Raw genomic sequence first — 16,133 nt, 5'->3', positions numbered from 1 at the left:
CACCATGCAAACCGCCTTCACCCCCGAAGCCCTGCGCGATCCGGACACGGCCCATACGGAAGGGATCGTGCGCAAGTGCGTGCATTGCGGCTTCTGCACGGCAACCTGTCCGACCTATGTCACGCTCGGCAACGAGCTCGATTCCCCGCGCGGGCGCATCTACCTCGTCAAGGAGATGCTGGAGAACAACCGGCCTGCGGACGAGAAGACCGTCACCCACATCGATCGCTGCCTGTCCTGCCTCGCCTGCATGACGACCTGCCCGTCCGGCGTGAACTACATGCATCTCGTGGACCATGCCCGGGTGCATATCGAGCGGACTTACCGGCGCCCGGTCCCCGACCGTCTGATCCGGTGGTTACTCGCCAAGGTCCTGCCCTATCCCCGCCGCTTCCGCTTCGCGCTCCGGGCCGCGCGGCTCGGGCGACCGTTGGCGGGCGTGCTCGACGGGATCAAGCCGCTGAAGCCCCTGGCGGCGATGCTGAGGCTTGCGCCGGCGCACCTGCCGGCCGCGCCGGTGCGGCCCTCTGCGCCTGCGTCCGCAGGGCGGCGCGTCGCGATCCTCGGAGGCTGTGCCCAGTCGGTGCTCGATCCCGGCATCAACGCGGCAACCGTCCGGCTCCTGGGGCGGCTCGGCATCGAGGTCGTCTCGCCGCCGGGCGAGGGGTGCTGCGGGGCGCTCGTCCACCACATGGGGCGCGAGGACGAGGCGCTCGGCTTCGCGCGGCGCCTCGTCGACGCCTGGACCGCCGAGATCGAGGGGCGGGGGCTCGAGGCCATCGTGATCACGGCGTCGGGCTGCGGCACGACGATCAAGGACTACGGCCATATGCTGCGGCTCGATCCGGCCTATGCCGAGAAGGCCGCGCGCGTCTCGGCGCTGGCCAAGGACGTGACGGAGTATCTGGCGACGCTCGACCTGCCCCTGCCCGAGCGGCCGGTGGACGCCGTCGTCGCCTATCATTCCGCCTGCTCGATGCAGCACGGGCAGAAGATCAGCCAGGCGCCGAAGGTGCTTCTGGCGCAGGCCGGCTTCACGGTGCGCGACGTGCCGGAGGGGCACCTGTGCTGCGGTTCGGCCGGGACCTACAACATCCTGCAGCCGGAGATCTCGGCCAGGCTTCGCGACCGGAAGGTCGCCAATATCGAACGCATCCACCCCGACATCATCGCGACCGGCAACATCGGCTGCATGACGCAGATCGGCTCGGCCACCGCGATCCCGATCGTCCACACGGTCGAGCTTCTCGACTGGGCGTTCGGCGGCGAGAAGCCTGCCGCGCTCGAATCGTTTACGCCCCGTCCGCTCGCGGTCGCGGCAGAGTAGAAACGGCAAACGGCCCGCGCAGAGGCGGGCCGTTCGATATGTCTTGCCGGGTGGCGATCAGCCGAAGACGCCGGCGAACAGGCCGGGCTTCCGGCCGGCCGGCCGCACGGTGCCGGTCTCCTGCACGAGGCGGTTCGGCTGGCCCGGGCCGATGACGACGACCTTGGTGCCGCGCTTGGCCCGCTCGTAGAGATGGGCGACGTCGTCGTTCATCATGCGGATGCAGCCCGACGACATGTTGAGGCCGATCGTCCAGGGTTGGTTGGTGCCGTGGATGCGAAACATCGAGTCGCCGCCGCCGCGATAGAGATACATGGCGCGCGCGCCGAGCGGATTTTCCGGGCCGCCCGGCATGTAGGCCGGCAGGATGCGGCCCTTGGCCTTCTCGCGCACGCGCATGGCGGCCGGCGGCGTCCAGCCCGGCCATTCGGCCTTGCGGCCGATCGACATGGTGCCGCCCCAGGAGAAGCCCTCCTTGCCGACGCCCACGCCGTAGCGCGTCGCCATGCCGTTGCCCTCGACGAAGTAGAGGAACTTCCGGTCGGTATCGATCACGATCGTGCCGGGCTTCTCCTTCGTCGCGATGCGCACCGACTGGCGGGCGAAGCGCGCGTCCGGCTTCTTCATCATCTGCGTCTTGCGCTGCACGGTCTCGGTGCGGATGCGGGCGCGGTCGCCCGAGATCCACTGGCCGCTGGCGTGGTCGTAGACCCGCACCTGCGCCTGCGCGTTGGCGGCGGACGGGGCCGCGAAGGGCGCGAGGCCCACCATGAGGGCGAGGAGGAAAGGCGTCGTCTTCATGGGCGGGTTCCCTTGGCAGGAGAGCGGAGGATGGGTTCGATAAGGGTCACGGACAATGGTGGAGCGCGTCGTCGCCCATGCCGAGTCCCCGGTCGCGGATTTGCAACTCTCTGTTGCAGTCAGAGCACGACGACGCGGGTGCCGACGTCGACGTGATCGAAGAGGTCGATGACGTCCTCGTTGCGCATGCGGATGCAGCCGGAGGAGACCGACTGGCCGATGGTCCAGGGCTGGTTGGTGCCGTGGATGCGGTAGAGCGTCGAGCCGAGATAGAGCGCGCGCGCGCCGAGCGGGTTCGCCTCGCCGCCCGGCATGTAAGCCGGCAGAATGCGGCCCTTGGCGCGTTCGCGGGCGATCATCTCGGCCGGCGGCGTCCAGCCGGGCCATTCGGCCTTGCGGGTGACCTTGTGGCTGCCGGACCAGCCGAAGCCCTCCTTGCCGACGCCGACGCCGTAGCGCATCGCCCGACCGCCGGTCTCGACATGGTAGAGGTAGTGCGAGCGCGTATCGACGACGATCGTGCCGGGCGCGTAGCCGCCGGCATAGTCGACGCGCTGCGGCAGGAAGGCCGGGTCCATGCCCCGCGGTGCGACTTCGCGCCGGGCGGCCGTGCGCGGGGCCGCGAACGCCGAGGCGTAGACGGGAGCACTGGAGCGGCGCGCGCTCCCGAACACGGGCGCGGCGCGGCGGGCGGGTTCCCCGAAGACGACCGGCGCGCGGCCTTCGCGATAGGCGCCCAGCGGCTGCATCGGACCGCCGCCCTCGGGGATCACGCCGACCGGGATGTTGCCCTCGAAGACCACGGTGCCCGGCGCGGTCGGGGGCGCGAGATGGCGGCGGGCATAGCCCGGCACGACGCCCGAGCCCGGCGAGAGCTGGCGCACCCAGGGCTCGGCGACGCTGGGCGGCACGGCGAGCGGGCGGCGGTCGCGGGCTTCGGCCGCAAGCGTCAGGGAGCCGATCAGCGACAGGGCTGAGAACGCGAGGAGCAGGCGCATCCGGGGACCTCGTTCAAACGGCGCAGCGACCCTTGGGGAGAAGCGCGGAAACCTTGGGTCGAGGATGCCGGGCCAATCGCCAGCGAAAGGTGAATCGCGAGGCCCCGGAGGTTCGCTGTCCCGCGCTTCCGCAGGGCAGGGTGAACGGGCGGTAAAGCCTCCGGTGCCTCAGCCGCGCGCGCGGCGGCGCGCGTCCCGCAGGACGGCCGGCAGGAGCGGCGCGGCCTCGGCCTGGCTCATGCCGGGCTTCAACCGGGGATCGTAGAGCATGTTCATCAGCACCCGGTCGTAGGGGCCGAAGTTCGTCAGCTTCGAGGTGTCGTTGAAGACGCTGTCGGGGGCGCCGGCATTGTCGTTGAGGGGCCCGAGCCCCTGCAGGACCTCCTCGATCAGGCAGCGGCGGAACAGCGCGTCGCCCTCGTTCGACACGATGATCGCGTCCGAGCGCGTGATGCCGGCGCGCCCGTAGGAGGCGCGCACCACGCAGTTGCCGGGCACGCGCATGAACGGGCTGCGATAGACCTCGCGGCCGACGCGCTGGTAGTCGCGGCGGTCGACGACGTGGACGACGAAGTTCGCGTCCTCGCCGGGTCTGGCTTCCAGGGTCTCTAGCCCGCCGATCTGCCGGCGGATCTGGCGCATGAAGGCGCGCACGGCCGCGCGGCGATCGGTCGCCGCGGTGTTGTCGATCCGGTAGCGCACCGGGCCGGCGAAGCGCTTGAGATAGCTCGAATCGCTGAAGGACCCGGTGATCTCCGCCCCGAACACCACGCGCTCGAACCCGTCGATCAGCGCGGCGTCGGGCGGCAGGCGCTGGGCCGCCGCCGGGCCGGCGGACAGGATAACGGCGACGAGCACGGCGCCGCCGAGGCGACCTGCCATTGCCCTTCTGCCCCGCTTGCCCCAAACCATCGCGCTCACATGCCCATGCTGCCGGCCTGCCGCCAGTTGGCGGGCGGGGAGGGCGACGCGCAAGCCGGGACCGGCGACAGTCCACGGCAAATGTGCCGCATCACGATCGGGGACGAGGGAGCGCGGGATGGAGACGACGGCGGAGGGCCTCCGGATCGGCGCCGACGGCGCGGCGCGCTGTGCCTGGGCGGGCGAGGGGGCGGACTACGTCGCCTATCACGACCGCGAATGGGGCCGGCCGAGCGCCGACGACGACCGGCTCTACGAGAAGATCTGCCTCGAAGGGTTCCAGTCGGGCCTGTCCTGGATCACCATCCTGCGCAAGCGCGAGGCCTTCCGCCGCCAGTTCGCGGGCTTCGCGATCGAGGCGGTGGCCGAGATGGGCGAGGCCGACGTCGAGCGCATCCTCGCCGACCCCGGCGTGGTGCGCCATCGCGGCAAGATCGCGTCCGCCATCAACAACGCCAGGGCGGCGCGGCGTCTGCGGGACGAGACCGGCGCCTCGCTCGCCGCCTTCCTCTGGCGCTTCGAGCCCCCGGCGGAGGAGCGGCCCGGCCGCATCACGCTCGATTGGGCGCGCGCCAACCCGCAGACGCCCGCCTCCCGACGGCTCGCCAAGGCGCTGAAGGCGAAAGGCTTCACCTTCTTCGGCCCGACCACGGCCTATGCCTTCATGCAGTCCATGGGCTTCGTGAACGACCATCTGGAGGGCTGCTGCATCAGGGACGAGTGCGAGCAGGCGCGGGCGGCGTTCGCGCGGCCCGCATAAGTCCTGCAAACCTTGCCGCTCGGGGCGGGGATGGGCTAGGAGGCGTGCTATTCGCACATCGTCTCGCGGGGCCCCCGATGGGCTCCGCCCCGTCACGTCTGGAACGACCCATGGCCCCGAAGAAGCCCTCCCGCGTCAAGGCGCGCCAGCCGCGCGGCTTCGTGGATCGCAGCGCGAGCGACCTCTACGCGCAGGACCGGATGCTCGCCACCATCCGCCACGTCTACGAGACCTACGGATTCGAGCCGGTCGAGACGCCCTTCTTCGAATACACCGACGCGCTCGGCAAGTTCCTGCCCGATTCGGACCGCCCGAACGAGGGCGTCTTCTCGCTGCAGGACGACGACGAGGAGTGGCTGAGCCTGCGCTACGACCTGACCGCGCCGCTGGCACGCCATGTCGCCGAGAATTTCGAGGACCTGCCGAAGCCCTACCGCTCCTACCGGGCGGGCTACGTCTTCCGCAACGAGAAGCCGGGTCCCGGCCGCTTCCGCCAGTTCATGCAGTTCGACGCCGACATCGTCGGCGCGCCGAACGTCTCGGCCGACGCCGAGATGGCGATGATGATGGCCGACACGATGGAAGCGCTGGGCATCGCGCGGGGCCAGTACGTGATCCGGGTCAACAACCGGAAGGTGCTGGACGGCATTCTCGACGCGATCGGCCTCGAGGGCGACCAGGGGCGGCGGCTGACCGTGCTGCGCGCGCTCGACAAGTTCGACAAGTTCGGCGCGGATGGGGTGAGGCTTCTGCTCGGGGCCGGTCGCCTCGACGAGAGCGGCGGCAAGGGCGACTTCACCAAGGGCGCGGAGCTCGATGGCGAGACGATCGCACGCGTCCTCAGGATCTTCGACGCGGACGGGCTGTTGGGCGTGCGCCAAGCCTTCGGCGGCCATGCGGGTGTCGATGGCGGTCTCGACGAACTCTCCCAGATCGAGAGCTTCGCGCGCACCGCCGGCTACGAGGCCGATCGCGTCAGGATCGACCCCTCCGTAGTTCGCGGCCTCGAATACTACACCGGTCCCGTTTTCGAGGCCGAGCTTCTCTTTGACGTCGTCAACGAGAAGGGCCAGAAGGTGCAGTTCGGCTCGGTCGGCGGCGGCGGGCGCTACGACGGCCTTGTCTCGCGCTTCCTTGCGACGCCGGTGCCGGCGACCGGCTTCTCGATCGGCGTCTCGCGCCTCCAGACCGCGCTGAAGAACCTCGGGCGCCTCGAAGGCGAGCGGCGCACCGGCCCGGTGGTCGTCACCGTGATGGACCGCGACCGGATGGCCGACTACCAGGCGATGGCCACGCAGCTGCGGGCCGCGCTGAACGGTCCGGGCCAGCCCGTCGTGCCGGTCGAGGTCTTCCAGGGCAATCCGAAGCAGTTCGGCAAGCAGCTGCAATATGCCGACCGGCGCGGCGCGCCCGTCGTCGTCATCCAGGGCGGCGACGAGAAGGCGGCCGGCAAGGTGCAGGTCAAGGACCTCGCGCTTGGCAAGGAGCTCTCGGCCGGCGTCGAGGACAACGCCGAATGGCGCGAGATGCGTGCCGGTCAGGAACTCGTCGACGAGGCCGATCTGGTGGCCGCCGTCCGGGCGATCCTCGAGCGCGCCGGCGGGGCGGCCTGACGCGATGAGCCTTCTGACCGGATCGGGCGCCGCGCGGCCGGGCGGCAGCCCGGCGCCCTCCGACGCCGCGCTCGCAGCCCTGTTTGCCGATCTCGGCGCGGTGACGGTGGAGACGCCGCTCCTGCAGCGCGCCGAGCCCTATCTCGACACGGCCGGCGAGGACCTGCGCCGGCGCATCTTTCTGACGCGCGGCGAGGGGGGCGAGACCTTGTGCCTGCGCCCAGACTTCACGATCCCCGTCTGCCTGGCCCATATCGAAGGGGCCGCCGGCCTGCCGCGGCGCTATGCCTACAACGGACCGGTGTTCCGCCAGCGCCGGGGCGAGCCGGCCGAGTTCCGTCAAGCCGGCATCGAAAATCTCGGTGAAGAGAACCGCGCGGCCGCCGACTCGCAGGCGCTGGCGGAAGCGCTGGCCGCCTTGCGCGCCTGCGGGCTGCCGGAGCCGGCCGCGGTCACCGTCGGCGATCAGGCGCTGTTCGAGGCGTTCCTGACCGCACTCGACCTGCCGGCCGGCTGGCAGCGCAGGCTCGTGCGTTGCTTCGGCCGCGACGATCTTCTGGAGGCCGCGCTCGCCGCCCTGTCGCGCGAGGCGGACAGCGACCCGCTCGATCTCGATCCGGCGGTGCGCGCGCTTCTGCGCGGCGGCGACACGGTGGCGCTGGCCGAACACGTGCGGACCCTGATGGACGCGGGCGGCCTGCCGCCGAACCGCGGGCGCACCCCTGAGGAGATTGCCGAGCGGCTGGTCGAGAAGATGGCGCTCGCCAACACGCGGCTGCGCTCGACCTATCTCGACCGCTTGCGGGCGTTTCTCGCGCTGGACTGCCCGCTGAGCGAGGCGCCCGCACGGCTGGAGACGATGGAGGCACAGTCGGGCGTCGAGTTCGGACCGGCGCTGGATCTCTTCCGTGACCGTGCCGCGTCGCTGCGGGCGGCCGGCGTCGATCTCGGCTCCATCCGTTATCGCGCCGCCTTCGGGCGCACGCTCGACTACTACACCGGCCTCGTCTTCGAGATCGCCGCTGCGCCCGGCGCCGAACCGCTTGTCGGCGGCGGGCGCTACGACCGGCTCGTCTCCTATCTCGGCGCGCCGACGCCGATCCCGGCGGTCGGCTTCGCGCTCGATCTCGACCGGATCGCGGCTGCCATGGCCGCCGGGGGGGAGGGCCGGCCATGACCCTAACGCTTGCCATTCCGTCCAAGGGCCGCCTCAAGGATCAGTGCGTCGCCGCGCTCGGTGAAGCCGGCATCACGGTCCACCCGAGCGATGACGCGCGCTCCTACCGCACCCGCGTCGAGGGGGCCGAGGGGCTAGAGGTCCTGCTTCTCTCGGCGTCCGAGATCGCGCGCGAACTGCGCGACGGGGCGATCGACCTCGGCGTCACCGGCGAGGACCTCCTGCGCGAGACGATGCCCGACTTCGACCGGCGCGGGCGCATCGTCTCACGGCTCGGCTTCGGCCATGCCGACGTGGTGGTGGCCGTACCCGACAGCTGGATCGACGTCGAGACGATGGAAGATCTCGGCGACGTCGCCGCCTCGTTCCGCCAGCGCCACGGCCGGCGCCTTCGCATTGCGACCAAATACTGGCGGCTGACGCAAGGGTTCTTCACGAGGAGCCACGGCATCCAGAGCTACCGGATCGTCGAGAGCCTCGGCGCCACCGAAGGGGCGCCCGCAGCGGGTTCGGCCGACATCATCGTGGACATCACCTCCACTGGATCGACGCTGACCGCCAACCGGCTGCGCGTCCTGAAGGACGGCGTGATCCTGCGCTCCGAGGCCTGCCTGGCGCTCGCCCATCGCTCTGAAGGGGATGCGGGCCGTGCGGCCGCGCTGGACGCGCTCATCGCGCGGTTCTGACCCACGCAAAACGGCCGCCCCTAAGGGCGGCCGCTTAAGAACGGCCGATGACGTCGGGCGATCAGACGCGGGCGAGCGTCGGGGTGCCGCGGCGTGCGTCCACCGAGTAGGCGCCGGCGCCGACCGCGCCGAGCACCAGGAAGCCGCCGACGATCGACAGGTTCTTCATCGCCTGCGTGGCGTCGCCCATGTGGGCGGTCAGGATCGTGCCGACCGTGAAGACGGCGAGCACATAGGCGACGATGCGGGTCTGAAAGCCGACGAGGATCGCAAGGCCGCCGAAGAACTCCACCGCGCCGACGAGATAGGCCATGGCGATGCCGCCGGGCACGCCGAGGCTGGCGAGATAACCGGCAAAGCCGGCTGCGCCCGTCAGCTTGCCGAAGCCGGACACGATGAAGAGGATCGAGAGGAGGACGCGTCCGGCGAGAAGGGCGGCGGAATTCATGAGGCTGGCTCCGTGGGTGCGTTGAAGAAATCCGTGAGCGAACTTCTGACGCAGCGCGCGAGCGCGGCATAGGCTAGCGAAACGCGACTGATCGTCAACGCCGGGAAGACCAATCGACGCGATTGGCTGCCGGATGCACGACAATCTCGGCGTACGCGTCGAAGAGCGGCCACAATCGCTGGGTTCGCGCGGGTTATGCCCTAGCTGAATCTTAGGCGGGAAAGTCGGACGCGCGTTCGGCGCTGCATCCGCAGCCATCCGCCGTTTCTTTGTGTACCGAGTTCCAGCCTGCCATGACATCCAAGATCCGTCCGCCCGTGTTCTTTCCCGCCAGCGCGATCATCGCGGCGCTGGTGCTCGTCGGCGTCCTCTTCCCACGCGACGCGGAGCGTCTCTTCGGCGCGGCTCAGGCCTTCGTGCTCGACACGTTCGGATGGTTCTACCTCCTGACGGTCGGCATTCTCCTGTTCTCGGTCCTGTTCTTTGCGCTGAGCCGCTTCGGCCGGCTGAAGCTCGGGCCGGACGATGCCGAGCCGGACTACCCCTATGCGTCATGGCTGGCGATGCTGTTTGCCGCCGGCATGGGCATCGGCCTCATGTTCTATGCGGTCGCCGAGCCTGTCCTGCACTATTCCGTGCCGCCCGAGGCAGAGCCGCGCACCCTCGAGGCCGCGCGCCAGGCGATGGAGTTCACCTTCTTCCACTGGGGGCTTCATGCCTGGGCGATCTATGCCGTCGTAGGCCTGTCGCTCGCCTATTTCTCGTTCCGCTACAACCTGCCGCTGACGATCCGCTCCGGCTTCTATCCGCTGATCCGCGAGCGCATCGACGGCCCCGTCGGCCATGCGGTGGACGTCTTCGCCATCTGCGGCACGGTGTTCGGCATCGCGACCTCGCTCGGCCTTGGCGTCCTTCAGATGAACGCCGGCCTCAACCATCTCCTCGGCGTGCCCAACACGGTCTGGGTGCAGATCCTGCTGATTGCCGTGGTGATGGGCGCAGCGACGGTGTCGGTCGTCTCCGGCCTCGACACCGGGGTGAGGCGCCTGTCGGAGGGCAACCTCGTCGTCGCCATCGTCCTGATGCTCTTCGTGCTCGTGGTCGGGCCGACGACCTTCATCTTCAAGGCCTTCGTCCAGAACATCGGAGCCTATCTCGACGACCTCCTGCCGCGCACCTTCACGCTCTACGCCTACGAGCCGCGCGCCTGGATCAGCGACTGGACGCTGTTCTACTGGGCTTGGTGGATCTCCTGGTCGCCGTTCGTCGGCATGTTCATCGCGCGCATCTCGCGCGGGCGCACGGTGCGCGAGTTCGTTCTCGGCGTCCTGTTCGTGCCCTCGACCTTCACGTTCTTCTGGATGACCGTCTTCGGCAACTCGGCCATTTCCCTCGACCTCGGCCCGGCGGCGGGTGCCCTTGCGCGCGAGGTGCAGGAGAACCTGCCGGTCGCCCTGTTCCAGTTTTTCGAGTACCTGCCGCTGAGCGGCATCACATCGACGCTGGCTGTCATCCTCGTCGGTATCTTCTTCGTCACCTCGGCCGATTCCGGCTCGCTCGTCGTCGATGCCCTCGCTTCGGGCGGCCGTGACGACACGCCCGTCTGGCAGCGCATCTACTGGTGCGTCGTGCAAGGGACGGTCGCGGCGCTGCTTCTGCTCGCCGGTGGGCTTGTCGGTCTGCAGACGATGACACTGATCGCCGCGCTGCCCTTCGCCGTCATTCTCCTGCTTCTGGCTTTCGGCCTTCTGCGCGGCATGCAGGCCGACGTCGCGCGGGCGATGGAGCACCGGCAGGCCCAGCCGGCGGTTCTCGTGCGCGGGGCGAGCTGGCAGGCGCGGCTCGGCGCGATCCTGCACGAGCCAAACAAGCGAGACGTGCGCCGCTTCATCGACAGCACCGCCCGACCCGCCCTGTCGGACGTGCGCGACGAACTCGTGCGGCGCGGGCTCGATGCGCGGCTCGACGGGGAGGGCGATGGCCCGGTGGTCCTGACCGTTCCGGCCGAGAGCGCGCGGGACTTCGTCTACGGGGTCGAGCCGGTGGCGCAGCCGGCGATGGTCTTCTCGGCGGCCGACACGCGCACCTCGTTGGACGGACGGCGGATGATCTGGGCGGCCCGGACGATCTTTTCCGACGGCAGTCGCGGCTACGACGTGACCGGCTTCACCAAGGCCGACGTCCTGTCCGACGTCCTCGCCCAGTTCGAGCGCTACCAGATCCTGACGCAGGCCGAGAGCACGCAGCTCTACACCGGCTCGCCCGCAGCGCGCGCCTGAAACCGGAAAGGGCCGCGCGAGGCGGCCCTTGTCGTCATGTCCGCCGCGCCCTCTCAGCCCGGACGCGTCATCGCCGCCGGGTCGACGATCCGGTCGTAGTCCTCGCCCGACACGAGGCCGGAGGCGAGAGCCTCCTCGCGCAGGGTCGTGCCCTTCTTGTGAGCGGTCTTGGCGATCGTCGCGGCGTTGTCGTAGCCGATCGTCGGGGCGAGTGCCGTTACCAGCATCAGCGACTGTTCCATCAGCGACCGGATGCGGTCCTCGTTGGCCTTGATGCCGTCGACGCAGTGCTCACGGAAGGAGTCCATGCCGTCGGCCAGGAGCCGGATCGAGGAGAGGACCGCATTGGCGATCACCGGCTTGAAGACGTTGAGCTCGAAATGGCCCTGGCTCGAGGCGACCGTCACCGTGGTCTCGTGACCGAACACCTCGGCGCAGAGCATGGTGAGGGCCTCGGCCTGCGTCGGGTTCACCTTGCCCGGCATGATCGAGGAGCCGGGCTCGTTCTCGGGCAACGAGAGTTCGCCGAGGCCCGAGCGCGGGCCGCTCCCCAAGAAGCGGATGTCGTTGGCGATCTTGAAAAGATCGGTCGCCAGCGCGTTGAGGCTCCCGTGGAAGAAGGTCAGCGCGCCATGCGAGGCGAGCGCCTCGAACTTGTTCTCGGCCGTGCGGAAGGGCAGGCCCGTGAGCTTGGCGATCTCGTCGGCGATCTTCACGTCAAAGCCGACCGGGGCGTTCAGGCCCGTGCCGACGGCCGTGCCCCCTTGCGCCAGCGCGTAGACGTCCTCGATCGCCTGCTCGATGCGGCGCTTGCCGAGCTTGAGCGCGGCGGCGTAGCCCGAGAATTCCTGGCCGAGCGTGATCGGCGTCGCATCCTGCGTGTGGGTGCGGCCGATCTTGATGATGTGGTCGAACGCCTTCGCCTTCGCGTCGAGCGCGGCATGGAGCTTGTCGATCGCCGGCAGGATGCGGTTCGTGGCCTCGATCGCGACGGCGACGTGGATCGCGGTCGGGAACACGTCGTTGGACGACTGGCCCATGTTGACGTGGTCGTTCGGATGAACCGGCTTCTTGGAGCCCATCTCGCCGCCCAGCGCCTCGATGGCGCGGTTCGAGATGACCTCGTTGACGTTCATGTTGGTCTGGGTGCCCGATCCCGTCTGGTAGACGACGAGCGGGAAATGGTCGTCGAGCTTGCCCGAGATCACCTCGTCGGCGGCCGTGACGATCGCGTCGGCGAGCGTCGCGTCGAGCTTGCCGTAGCCCTGGTTGACGCGCGCAGCGGCCTTCTTGACGGTGGCGAGCGCGTGGATCACGGCGATCGGCTGCCGGTCGGTGCCGATGCGGAAGTTGTTCAGCGAGCGCTCGGTCTGGGCGCCCCAGTAGCGATCGGTGGCCACGTCGATCGCGCCGATGGAATCGGTCTCGCGGCGGGTCTTGGTCATCGCATTCCCCTCGGAAAGCCGCCCGCGGAACGCCGGGCCGTCCGGGCGGCGTTACCATGCCGTGCGGCGCCGAGAAACCCGTCGCGCACACGAAAAAGCCGGCCTTTCGGCCGGCTTTTTCCACTCAAACGATTCGTACGCGGGTCAGTGCTTCTTCAGGCCGACCTGGTCCTTCATGGCGTCCTTGACCTTGCCGTAGTTCTTCTGGGTCTTGCCCTCGGCCTGGTCCGCCATGCCGTCGGCCTGGAGGCGGTCGTTGCCGACCAGCTTGCCAGCGGCTTCCTTGATCTTGCCGCCGATTTCCTTCGCGCCGCCCTGGACCTGATTCTTGTCGACCATGGAATTGCTCCGTTTCGTTGGGCCAGCTCATGCTGGCGTCGGGGAAAAAACGGGAGTCGAGAAATTAGGTTCCTGGCCAAGGATTACATTTATGTAAGAAGCGTGACGATCTGCTGGAGGCAGAGGACGCAGATCAGGATGCCGACAATGCGCAGGAGCAGGCGTTCGGGAATCTTCCGGACGGCGTAGCCCGCGAGCGGTGCGGCGAGGATGCCGCCGGCGATCAGCCCCAGCACCGAAAGGGCATGGGTCGAGAGGTCTCCGGCTTCCTCCCAATGGCCGGTCACGAGGGCGAGGAGGAACGACAGCGAGACGGCGAGGGTGACGAGGAATTCCGCCGCGTTCACCGTGCCGATGACGAAGCGCGGCTGGCCGCCGGCACCCAGGAGCCCCGAGGTGACGATCGGCCCCCAGCCGCCGCCTCCGACCGAATCGAGGAAGCCGCCGGCGGCGCCCAGCGGCGGCACGAGGCCCATCGGCGTCTGCGCCCGCGGCATCTTGCGGAACGAGCGCAGGGTCAGCATCACGCCGATGATGCCGAGATAGGCGGCGACGAAGGGGCGGATCGTCGATCCGTCCACCGAGGTCAGGACATAGGTCCCCAGCACGCCGCCGAGGATGCCGAAGGGCACGAGCCGCCAGAACAGCTTCCAGTCGATGTTGCGGTTGGCGATGTGGGCGGTGCCCGACGCCGCCGTGGTGAAGAGCTCGGCCGTATGCACCGAGGCCGAGGCGACGGAGGGCGGGACGCCGAAACCGAGGAGCACGGTCGAGGAGATGACGCCGTAGGCCATGCCGAGAGCGCCGTCGACGAGCTGCGCCAGCGCGCCGACGAAGAAGAAGATGAAGAACTCGCTCAAATGCCCGCCCCCGCGATCCGATCCGAGGGCTTATGGGAGCGGAGGAAGGCGGTGACAATGCACGCCCGCGTGCAAATCCGTCGTCGGAACGCTAGTTTCCTTTTCGACGGTCACCGGAAAGGCCTGCGATGAGCCTCGCCAAAGAGAAGCCCTACTTCGCCTCGCCCACCGACTACGAGGACGACTTCCACGCCTGGGCCTTCGAACAGGCCGAGCTCCTGCGCCTCAAGCGCTTCGGGGAACTCGATCTGGCGAATCTGGTGGAGGAGGTGGAGAGCATGGGACGAGAACAGCGGCATGCCCTTCGGTCGAGCTACCGCGTCCTGATCGCACACCTTCTCAAATGGCAGTTCCAGCCCTCGCGTCGGTCTCGCTCGTGGCAGCTGACGATCCTGCGGGAGCGCGGCAACATCCTCGATCGCGAGCAGGATAATCCGTCCCTGAAAGCCGGTGCGGAGGCGATCGCGGACGAAGCCTACCGGGTCGCACGCCGGGAAGCTGCGATCGAAACGCGCCTCCCGCTCGAAACCTTTCCGCTCGGCTGCCCCTATTCGCTGGACCAGCTTCGCGACCAGGACTTCCTGCCGGAGTGAGTTTCCCTGGTGGAACGGGTCGGTGCCTTCCCTCTCACAAACCGAAAAGGCCCAGCGGATCGCTCCGCCGGGCCTTCCTGCATTCAGCTGAGCTGAACAGCGGGACTTGGAAGTCCATGCCGCCACCCGAAACCGGACCTGCCCGGTTTCGGCACCCTTCGGGATCGGCGGCTTTATGGCCTTCCGTGTCCTGACGGACTTAGAAGTCCATGCCGCCCATGCCGCCCATGCCGCCGCCCATGCCGCCCGGCATGCCGCCGGCGCCCGAGTCCTTCTTGGGGGCCTCGGAGATCATGGCTTCGGTGGTGACGAGGAGACCCGCGACCGAGGCCGCGTCCTGCAGCGCCGAACGCACGACCTTGACCGGGTCGACGATGCCGGCCTGGATCATGTCGCCGTACTCGCTGGTCTGGGCGTTGTAGCCGTAGGTCAGCGACGAGTTGTCGAGGATCTTGCCGACCACGATCGAGCCCTCGCCACCGGCGTTCTGGACGATCTGACGGATCGGGGCCTGGAGCGCCTTGCGTACGATGGCGATGCCGGCGTCCTGGTCGGCGTTCTCGCCCTTGAGGTCCACGGCGTTCGAAGCGCGCAGGAGCGCCACGCCGCCGCCCGGAACGATGCCCTCTTCCACGGCCGCGCGGGTCGCGTTGAGCGCGTCGTCGACGCGGTCCTTCTTCTCCTTGACCTCGACCTCGGTCGAGCCGCCGACGCGGATCACCGCAACGCCGCCCGCGAGCTTGGCCAGGCGCTCCTGGAGCTTCTCGCGGTCGTAGTCCGACGTGGTCTCCTCGATCTGCTGCTTGATCTGCGAGACGCGGGCCTTGATGCCGTCGGCTTCACCGTTGCCGTCGACGATCGTGGTGTTCTCCTTGGTGATGGAGACCTTCTTGGCGCGGCCGAGCATGTCGAGCGTGACGTTCTCGAGCTTGATGCCGAGGTCTTCGGAGATGACCTGACCGCCGGTGAGGATCGCGATGTCCTCGAGCATCGCCTTGCGGCGATCGCCGAAGCCCGGCGCCTTGACGGCGGCGATCTTCAGGCCGCCACGCAGCTTGTTGACGACGAGCGTGGCGAGCGCCTCGCCCTCGACGTCCTCGGCGATGATGACGAGCGGACGCGACGACTGCACGACGGCCTCGAGGACCGGGAGCATCGCCTGGAGGTTGGAGAGCTTCTTCTCGTGCAGGAGGATGTAGGCGTCCTCGAGGTCGGCCACCATCTTCTCGGCGTTGGTCACGAAGTACGGCGAGAGGTAGCCGCGGTCGAACTGCATGCCCTCGACGACCTCGAGCTCGGTCTCGGCGGTCTTGGCTTCCTCGACGGTGATGACGCCCTCGTTGCCGACCTTCTGCATCGCCGAGGCGATCATCTGGCCGATTTCCTTCTCGCCGTTGGCCGAGATGGTGCCGACCTGGGCGACCTCGTCGGAGGTCTCGATCTTGCGGGCCGAGGAGACGAGCGTCTCGACGACCTTGGCGACGGCCTGGTCGATGCCGCGCTTGACGTCCATCGGGTTCATGCCGGCGGCCACCGCCTTGGCGCCCTCACGGACGATCGCCTGGGCGAGAACCGTCGCGGTGGTGGTGCCGTCACCGGCCTTGTCGTTGGTCTTCGAGGCCACTTCGCGCACCATCTGGGCGCCCATGTTCTCGAACTTGTCCTCCAGCTCGATCTCCTTGGCGACGGACACGCCGTCCTTGGTGATCCGCGGAGCGCCGAACGACTTGTCGATCACGACGTTGCGGCCCTTGGGGCCGAGCGTGACCTTCACCGCATCGGCGAGAATGTCAACGCCGCGCAGCATGCGCTCGCGGGCATCACGACCGAACTTTACGTCCTTGGCTGCCATGGTCTTGTCTCCTCGGCGCGGCTCATGAAGCCTC

Annotated in this window: 15 protein-coding genes; 7 read left to right on the top strand and 8 right to left on the bottom strand. The window is 68.8% G+C overall.

What is annotated here, in order from left to right:
* The first annotated feature begins 4 nt into the window (after positions 1-4).
* Positions 5-1,327 (top strand): glycolate oxidase subunit GlcF, encoded by a 1,323-nt coding sequence (gene glcF, locus ACLNGM_RS02000; RefSeq protein WP_416356974.1) that lies wholly within the window; start codon positions 5-7, stop codon positions 1,325-1,327.
* Between the two features lie 57 nt (positions 1,328-1,384).
* Here the strand turns inward: glcF and ACLNGM_RS01995 are convergent, their stop codons facing one another.
* From ACLNGM_RS01995 to ACLNGM_RS01985, 3 genes are all read right to left on the bottom strand, one after another.
* Positions 1,385-2,128, bottom strand: a complete 744-nt coding sequence (locus ACLNGM_RS01995) for a L,D-transpeptidase (RefSeq protein ID WP_416356973.1) — start codon at positions 2,126-2,128, stop codon at positions 1,385-1,387.
* Positions 2,129-2,247: 119 nt separating this feature from the next.
* Positions 2,248-3,126 carry a L,D-transpeptidase gene (locus ACLNGM_RS01990; protein ID WP_416356972.1) on the bottom strand — a complete coding sequence of 293 codons (879 nt, stop codon included), beginning with the start codon at positions 3,124-3,126 and terminating at the stop codon, positions 2,248-2,250.
* A 168-nt stretch (positions 3,127-3,294) separates the two neighbouring features.
* Complete coding sequence (locus tag ACLNGM_RS01985; protein WP_416356971.1) at positions 3,295-4,008, bottom strand: DUF2927 domain-containing protein; 714 nt, start codon at positions 4,006-4,008, stop codon at positions 3,295-3,297.
* 157 nt (positions 4,009-4,165) lie between these two features.
* Between ACLNGM_RS01985 and ACLNGM_RS01980 the strand changes: the two genes are divergently transcribed.
* From ACLNGM_RS01980 to hisG, 4 genes are all read left to right on the top strand, one after another.
* Positions 4,166-4,807, top strand: a complete 642-nt coding sequence (locus tag ACLNGM_RS01980; RefSeq protein WP_416356970.1) for a DNA-3-methyladenine glycosylase I — start codon at positions 4,166-4,168, stop codon at positions 4,805-4,807.
* Between the two features lie 110 nt (positions 4,808-4,917).
* On the top strand, positions 4,918-6,420 hold the full coding sequence (hisS, locus tag ACLNGM_RS01975) for a histidine--tRNA ligase (protein ID WP_416356969.1): 1,503 nt from the start codon (positions 4,918-4,920) through the stop codon (positions 6,418-6,420).
* A 4-nt stretch (positions 6,421-6,424) separates the two neighbouring features.
* Positions 6,425-7,597, top strand: coding sequence for an ATP phosphoribosyltransferase regulatory subunit (locus tag ACLNGM_RS01970; protein ID WP_416356968.1), 1,173 nt, complete (start codon positions 6,425-6,427; stop codon positions 7,595-7,597).
* The gene (gene hisG, locus ACLNGM_RS01965; RefSeq protein ID WP_090962466.1) at positions 7,594-8,283 is read left to right on the top strand and encodes an ATP phosphoribosyltransferase; all 690 of its coding nucleotides are present in this window, start codon (positions 7,594-7,596) and stop codon (positions 8,281-8,283) included. The genes ACLNGM_RS01970 and hisG overlap by 4 nt, the downstream gene beginning before the upstream one ends.
* 61 nt (positions 8,284-8,344) lie before the next feature.
* On the opposite strand, the gene ACLNGM_RS01960 is transcribed toward hisG, so the two are convergent.
* Entirely contained in the window at positions 8,345-8,731 is a 387-nt protein-coding gene (locus tag ACLNGM_RS01960) for a DoxX family protein (protein WP_055890599.1), read from the bottom strand.
* A gap of 293 nt (positions 8,732-9,024) precedes the next feature.
* Here ACLNGM_RS01960 and ACLNGM_RS01955 point away from each other — a divergent pair, with 293 nt between their 5' ends.
* A complete protein-coding gene (locus tag ACLNGM_RS01955; RefSeq protein WP_416356967.1) occupies positions 9,025-11,010 on the top strand; it encodes a BCCT family transporter in 1,986 nt (661 codons plus the stop codon).
* Positions 11,011-11,063: 53 nt separating this feature from the next.
* On the opposite strand, the gene fumC is transcribed toward ACLNGM_RS01955, so the two are convergent.
* From fumC to ACLNGM_RS01940, 3 genes are all read right to left on the bottom strand, one after another.
* Positions 11,064-12,455: a class II fumarate hydratase gene (fumC, locus tag ACLNGM_RS01950; RefSeq protein ID WP_416356966.1), complete on the bottom strand. Its 1,392-nt coding sequence runs from the start codon at positions 12,453-12,455 to the stop codon at positions 11,064-11,066.
* Between the two features lie 144 nt (positions 12,456-12,599).
* On the bottom strand, positions 12,600-12,794 hold the full coding sequence (locus tag ACLNGM_RS01945) for a CsbD family protein (protein ID WP_055890594.1): 195 nt from the start codon (positions 12,792-12,794) through the stop codon (positions 12,600-12,602).
* Positions 12,795-12,883: 89 nt separating this feature from the next.
* A complete protein-coding gene (locus tag ACLNGM_RS01940) occupies positions 12,884-13,654 on the bottom strand; it encodes a sulfite exporter TauE/SafE family protein (protein ID WP_416356965.1) in 771 nt (256 codons plus the stop codon).
* Positions 13,655-13,782: 128 nt separating this feature from the next.
* On the opposite strand from ACLNGM_RS01940, the gene ACLNGM_RS01935 reads away from it, so the two are divergent.
* On the top strand, positions 13,783-14,247 hold the full coding sequence (locus tag ACLNGM_RS01935; RefSeq protein WP_416356964.1) for a DUF29 domain-containing protein: 465 nt from the start codon (positions 13,783-13,785) through the stop codon (positions 14,245-14,247).
* A gap of 199 nt (positions 14,248-14,446) precedes the next feature.
* On the opposite strand, the gene groL is transcribed toward ACLNGM_RS01935, so the two are convergent.
* Positions 14,447-16,099 carry a chaperonin GroEL gene (gene groL / locus ACLNGM_RS01930; RefSeq protein WP_090962480.1) on the bottom strand — a complete coding sequence of 551 codons (1,653 nt, stop codon included), beginning with the start codon at positions 16,097-16,099 and terminating at the stop codon, positions 14,447-14,449.
* Positions 16,100-16,133: the final 34 nt, after the last annotated feature.

The organism is Aureimonas phyllosphaerae (genome assembly GCF_047943035.1).
Classification (GTDB): domain Bacteria; phylum Pseudomonadota; class Alphaproteobacteria; order Rhizobiales; family Rhizobiaceae; genus Aureimonas; species Aureimonas phyllosphaerae.
The sequence above is the reverse complement of the archived record's forward strand: the minus strand, read 5'-3'. Positions and strand labels throughout refer to the sequence as shown.

Coding starts and splice junctions, on each gene's coding strand:
- ACLNGM_RS01970 (WP_416356968.1), top strand. CDS start 6,425: ATGAGCCTTCTGACCGGATCGGGCGCCGCGCGGCCGGGCGGCAGCCCG.
- ACLNGM_RS01990 (WP_416356972.1), bottom strand. CDS start 3,126: ATGCGCCTGCTCCTCGCGTTCTCAGCCCTGTCGCTGATCGGCTCCCTG.
- hisG (WP_090962466.1), top strand. CDS start 7,594: ATGACCCTAACGCTTGCCATTCCGTCCAAGGGCCGCCTCAAGGATCAG.
- ACLNGM_RS01935 (WP_416356964.1), top strand. CDS start 13,783: ATGAGCCTCGCCAAAGAGAAGCCCTACTTCGCCTCGCCCACCGACTAC.
- ACLNGM_RS01980 (WP_416356970.1), top strand. CDS start 4,166: ATGGAGACGACGGCGGAGGGCCTCCGGATCGGCGCCGACGGCGCGGCG.
- ACLNGM_RS01995 (WP_416356973.1), bottom strand. CDS start 2,128: ATGAAGACGACGCCTTTCCTCCTCGCCCTCATGGTGGGCCTCGCGCCC.
- glcF (WP_416356974.1), top strand. CDS start 5: ATGCAAACCGCCTTCACCCCCGAAGCCCTGCGCGATCCGGACACGGCC.
- fumC (WP_416356966.1), bottom strand. CDS start 12,455: ATGACCAAGACCCGCCGCGAGACCGATTCCATCGGCGCGATCGACGTG.
- ACLNGM_RS01985 (WP_416356971.1), bottom strand. CDS start 4,008: ATGGCAGGTCGCCTCGGCGGCGCCGTGCTCGTCGCCGTTATCCTGTCC.
- ACLNGM_RS01960 (WP_055890599.1), bottom strand. CDS start 8,731: ATGAATTCCGCCGCCCTTCTCGCCGGACGCGTCCTCCTCTCGATCCTC.
- hisS (WP_416356969.1), top strand. CDS start 4,918: ATGGCCCCGAAGAAGCCCTCCCGCGTCAAGGCGCGCCAGCCGCGCGGC.
- groL (WP_090962480.1), bottom strand. CDS start 16,099: ATGGCAGCCAAGGACGTAAAGTTCGGTCGTGATGCCCGCGAGCGCATG.
- ACLNGM_RS01955 (WP_416356967.1), top strand. CDS start 9,025: ATGACATCCAAGATCCGTCCGCCCGTGTTCTTTCCCGCCAGCGCGATC.
- ACLNGM_RS01945 (WP_055890594.1), bottom strand. CDS start 12,794: ATGGTCGACAAGAATCAGGTCCAGGGCGGCGCGAAGGAAATCGGCGGC.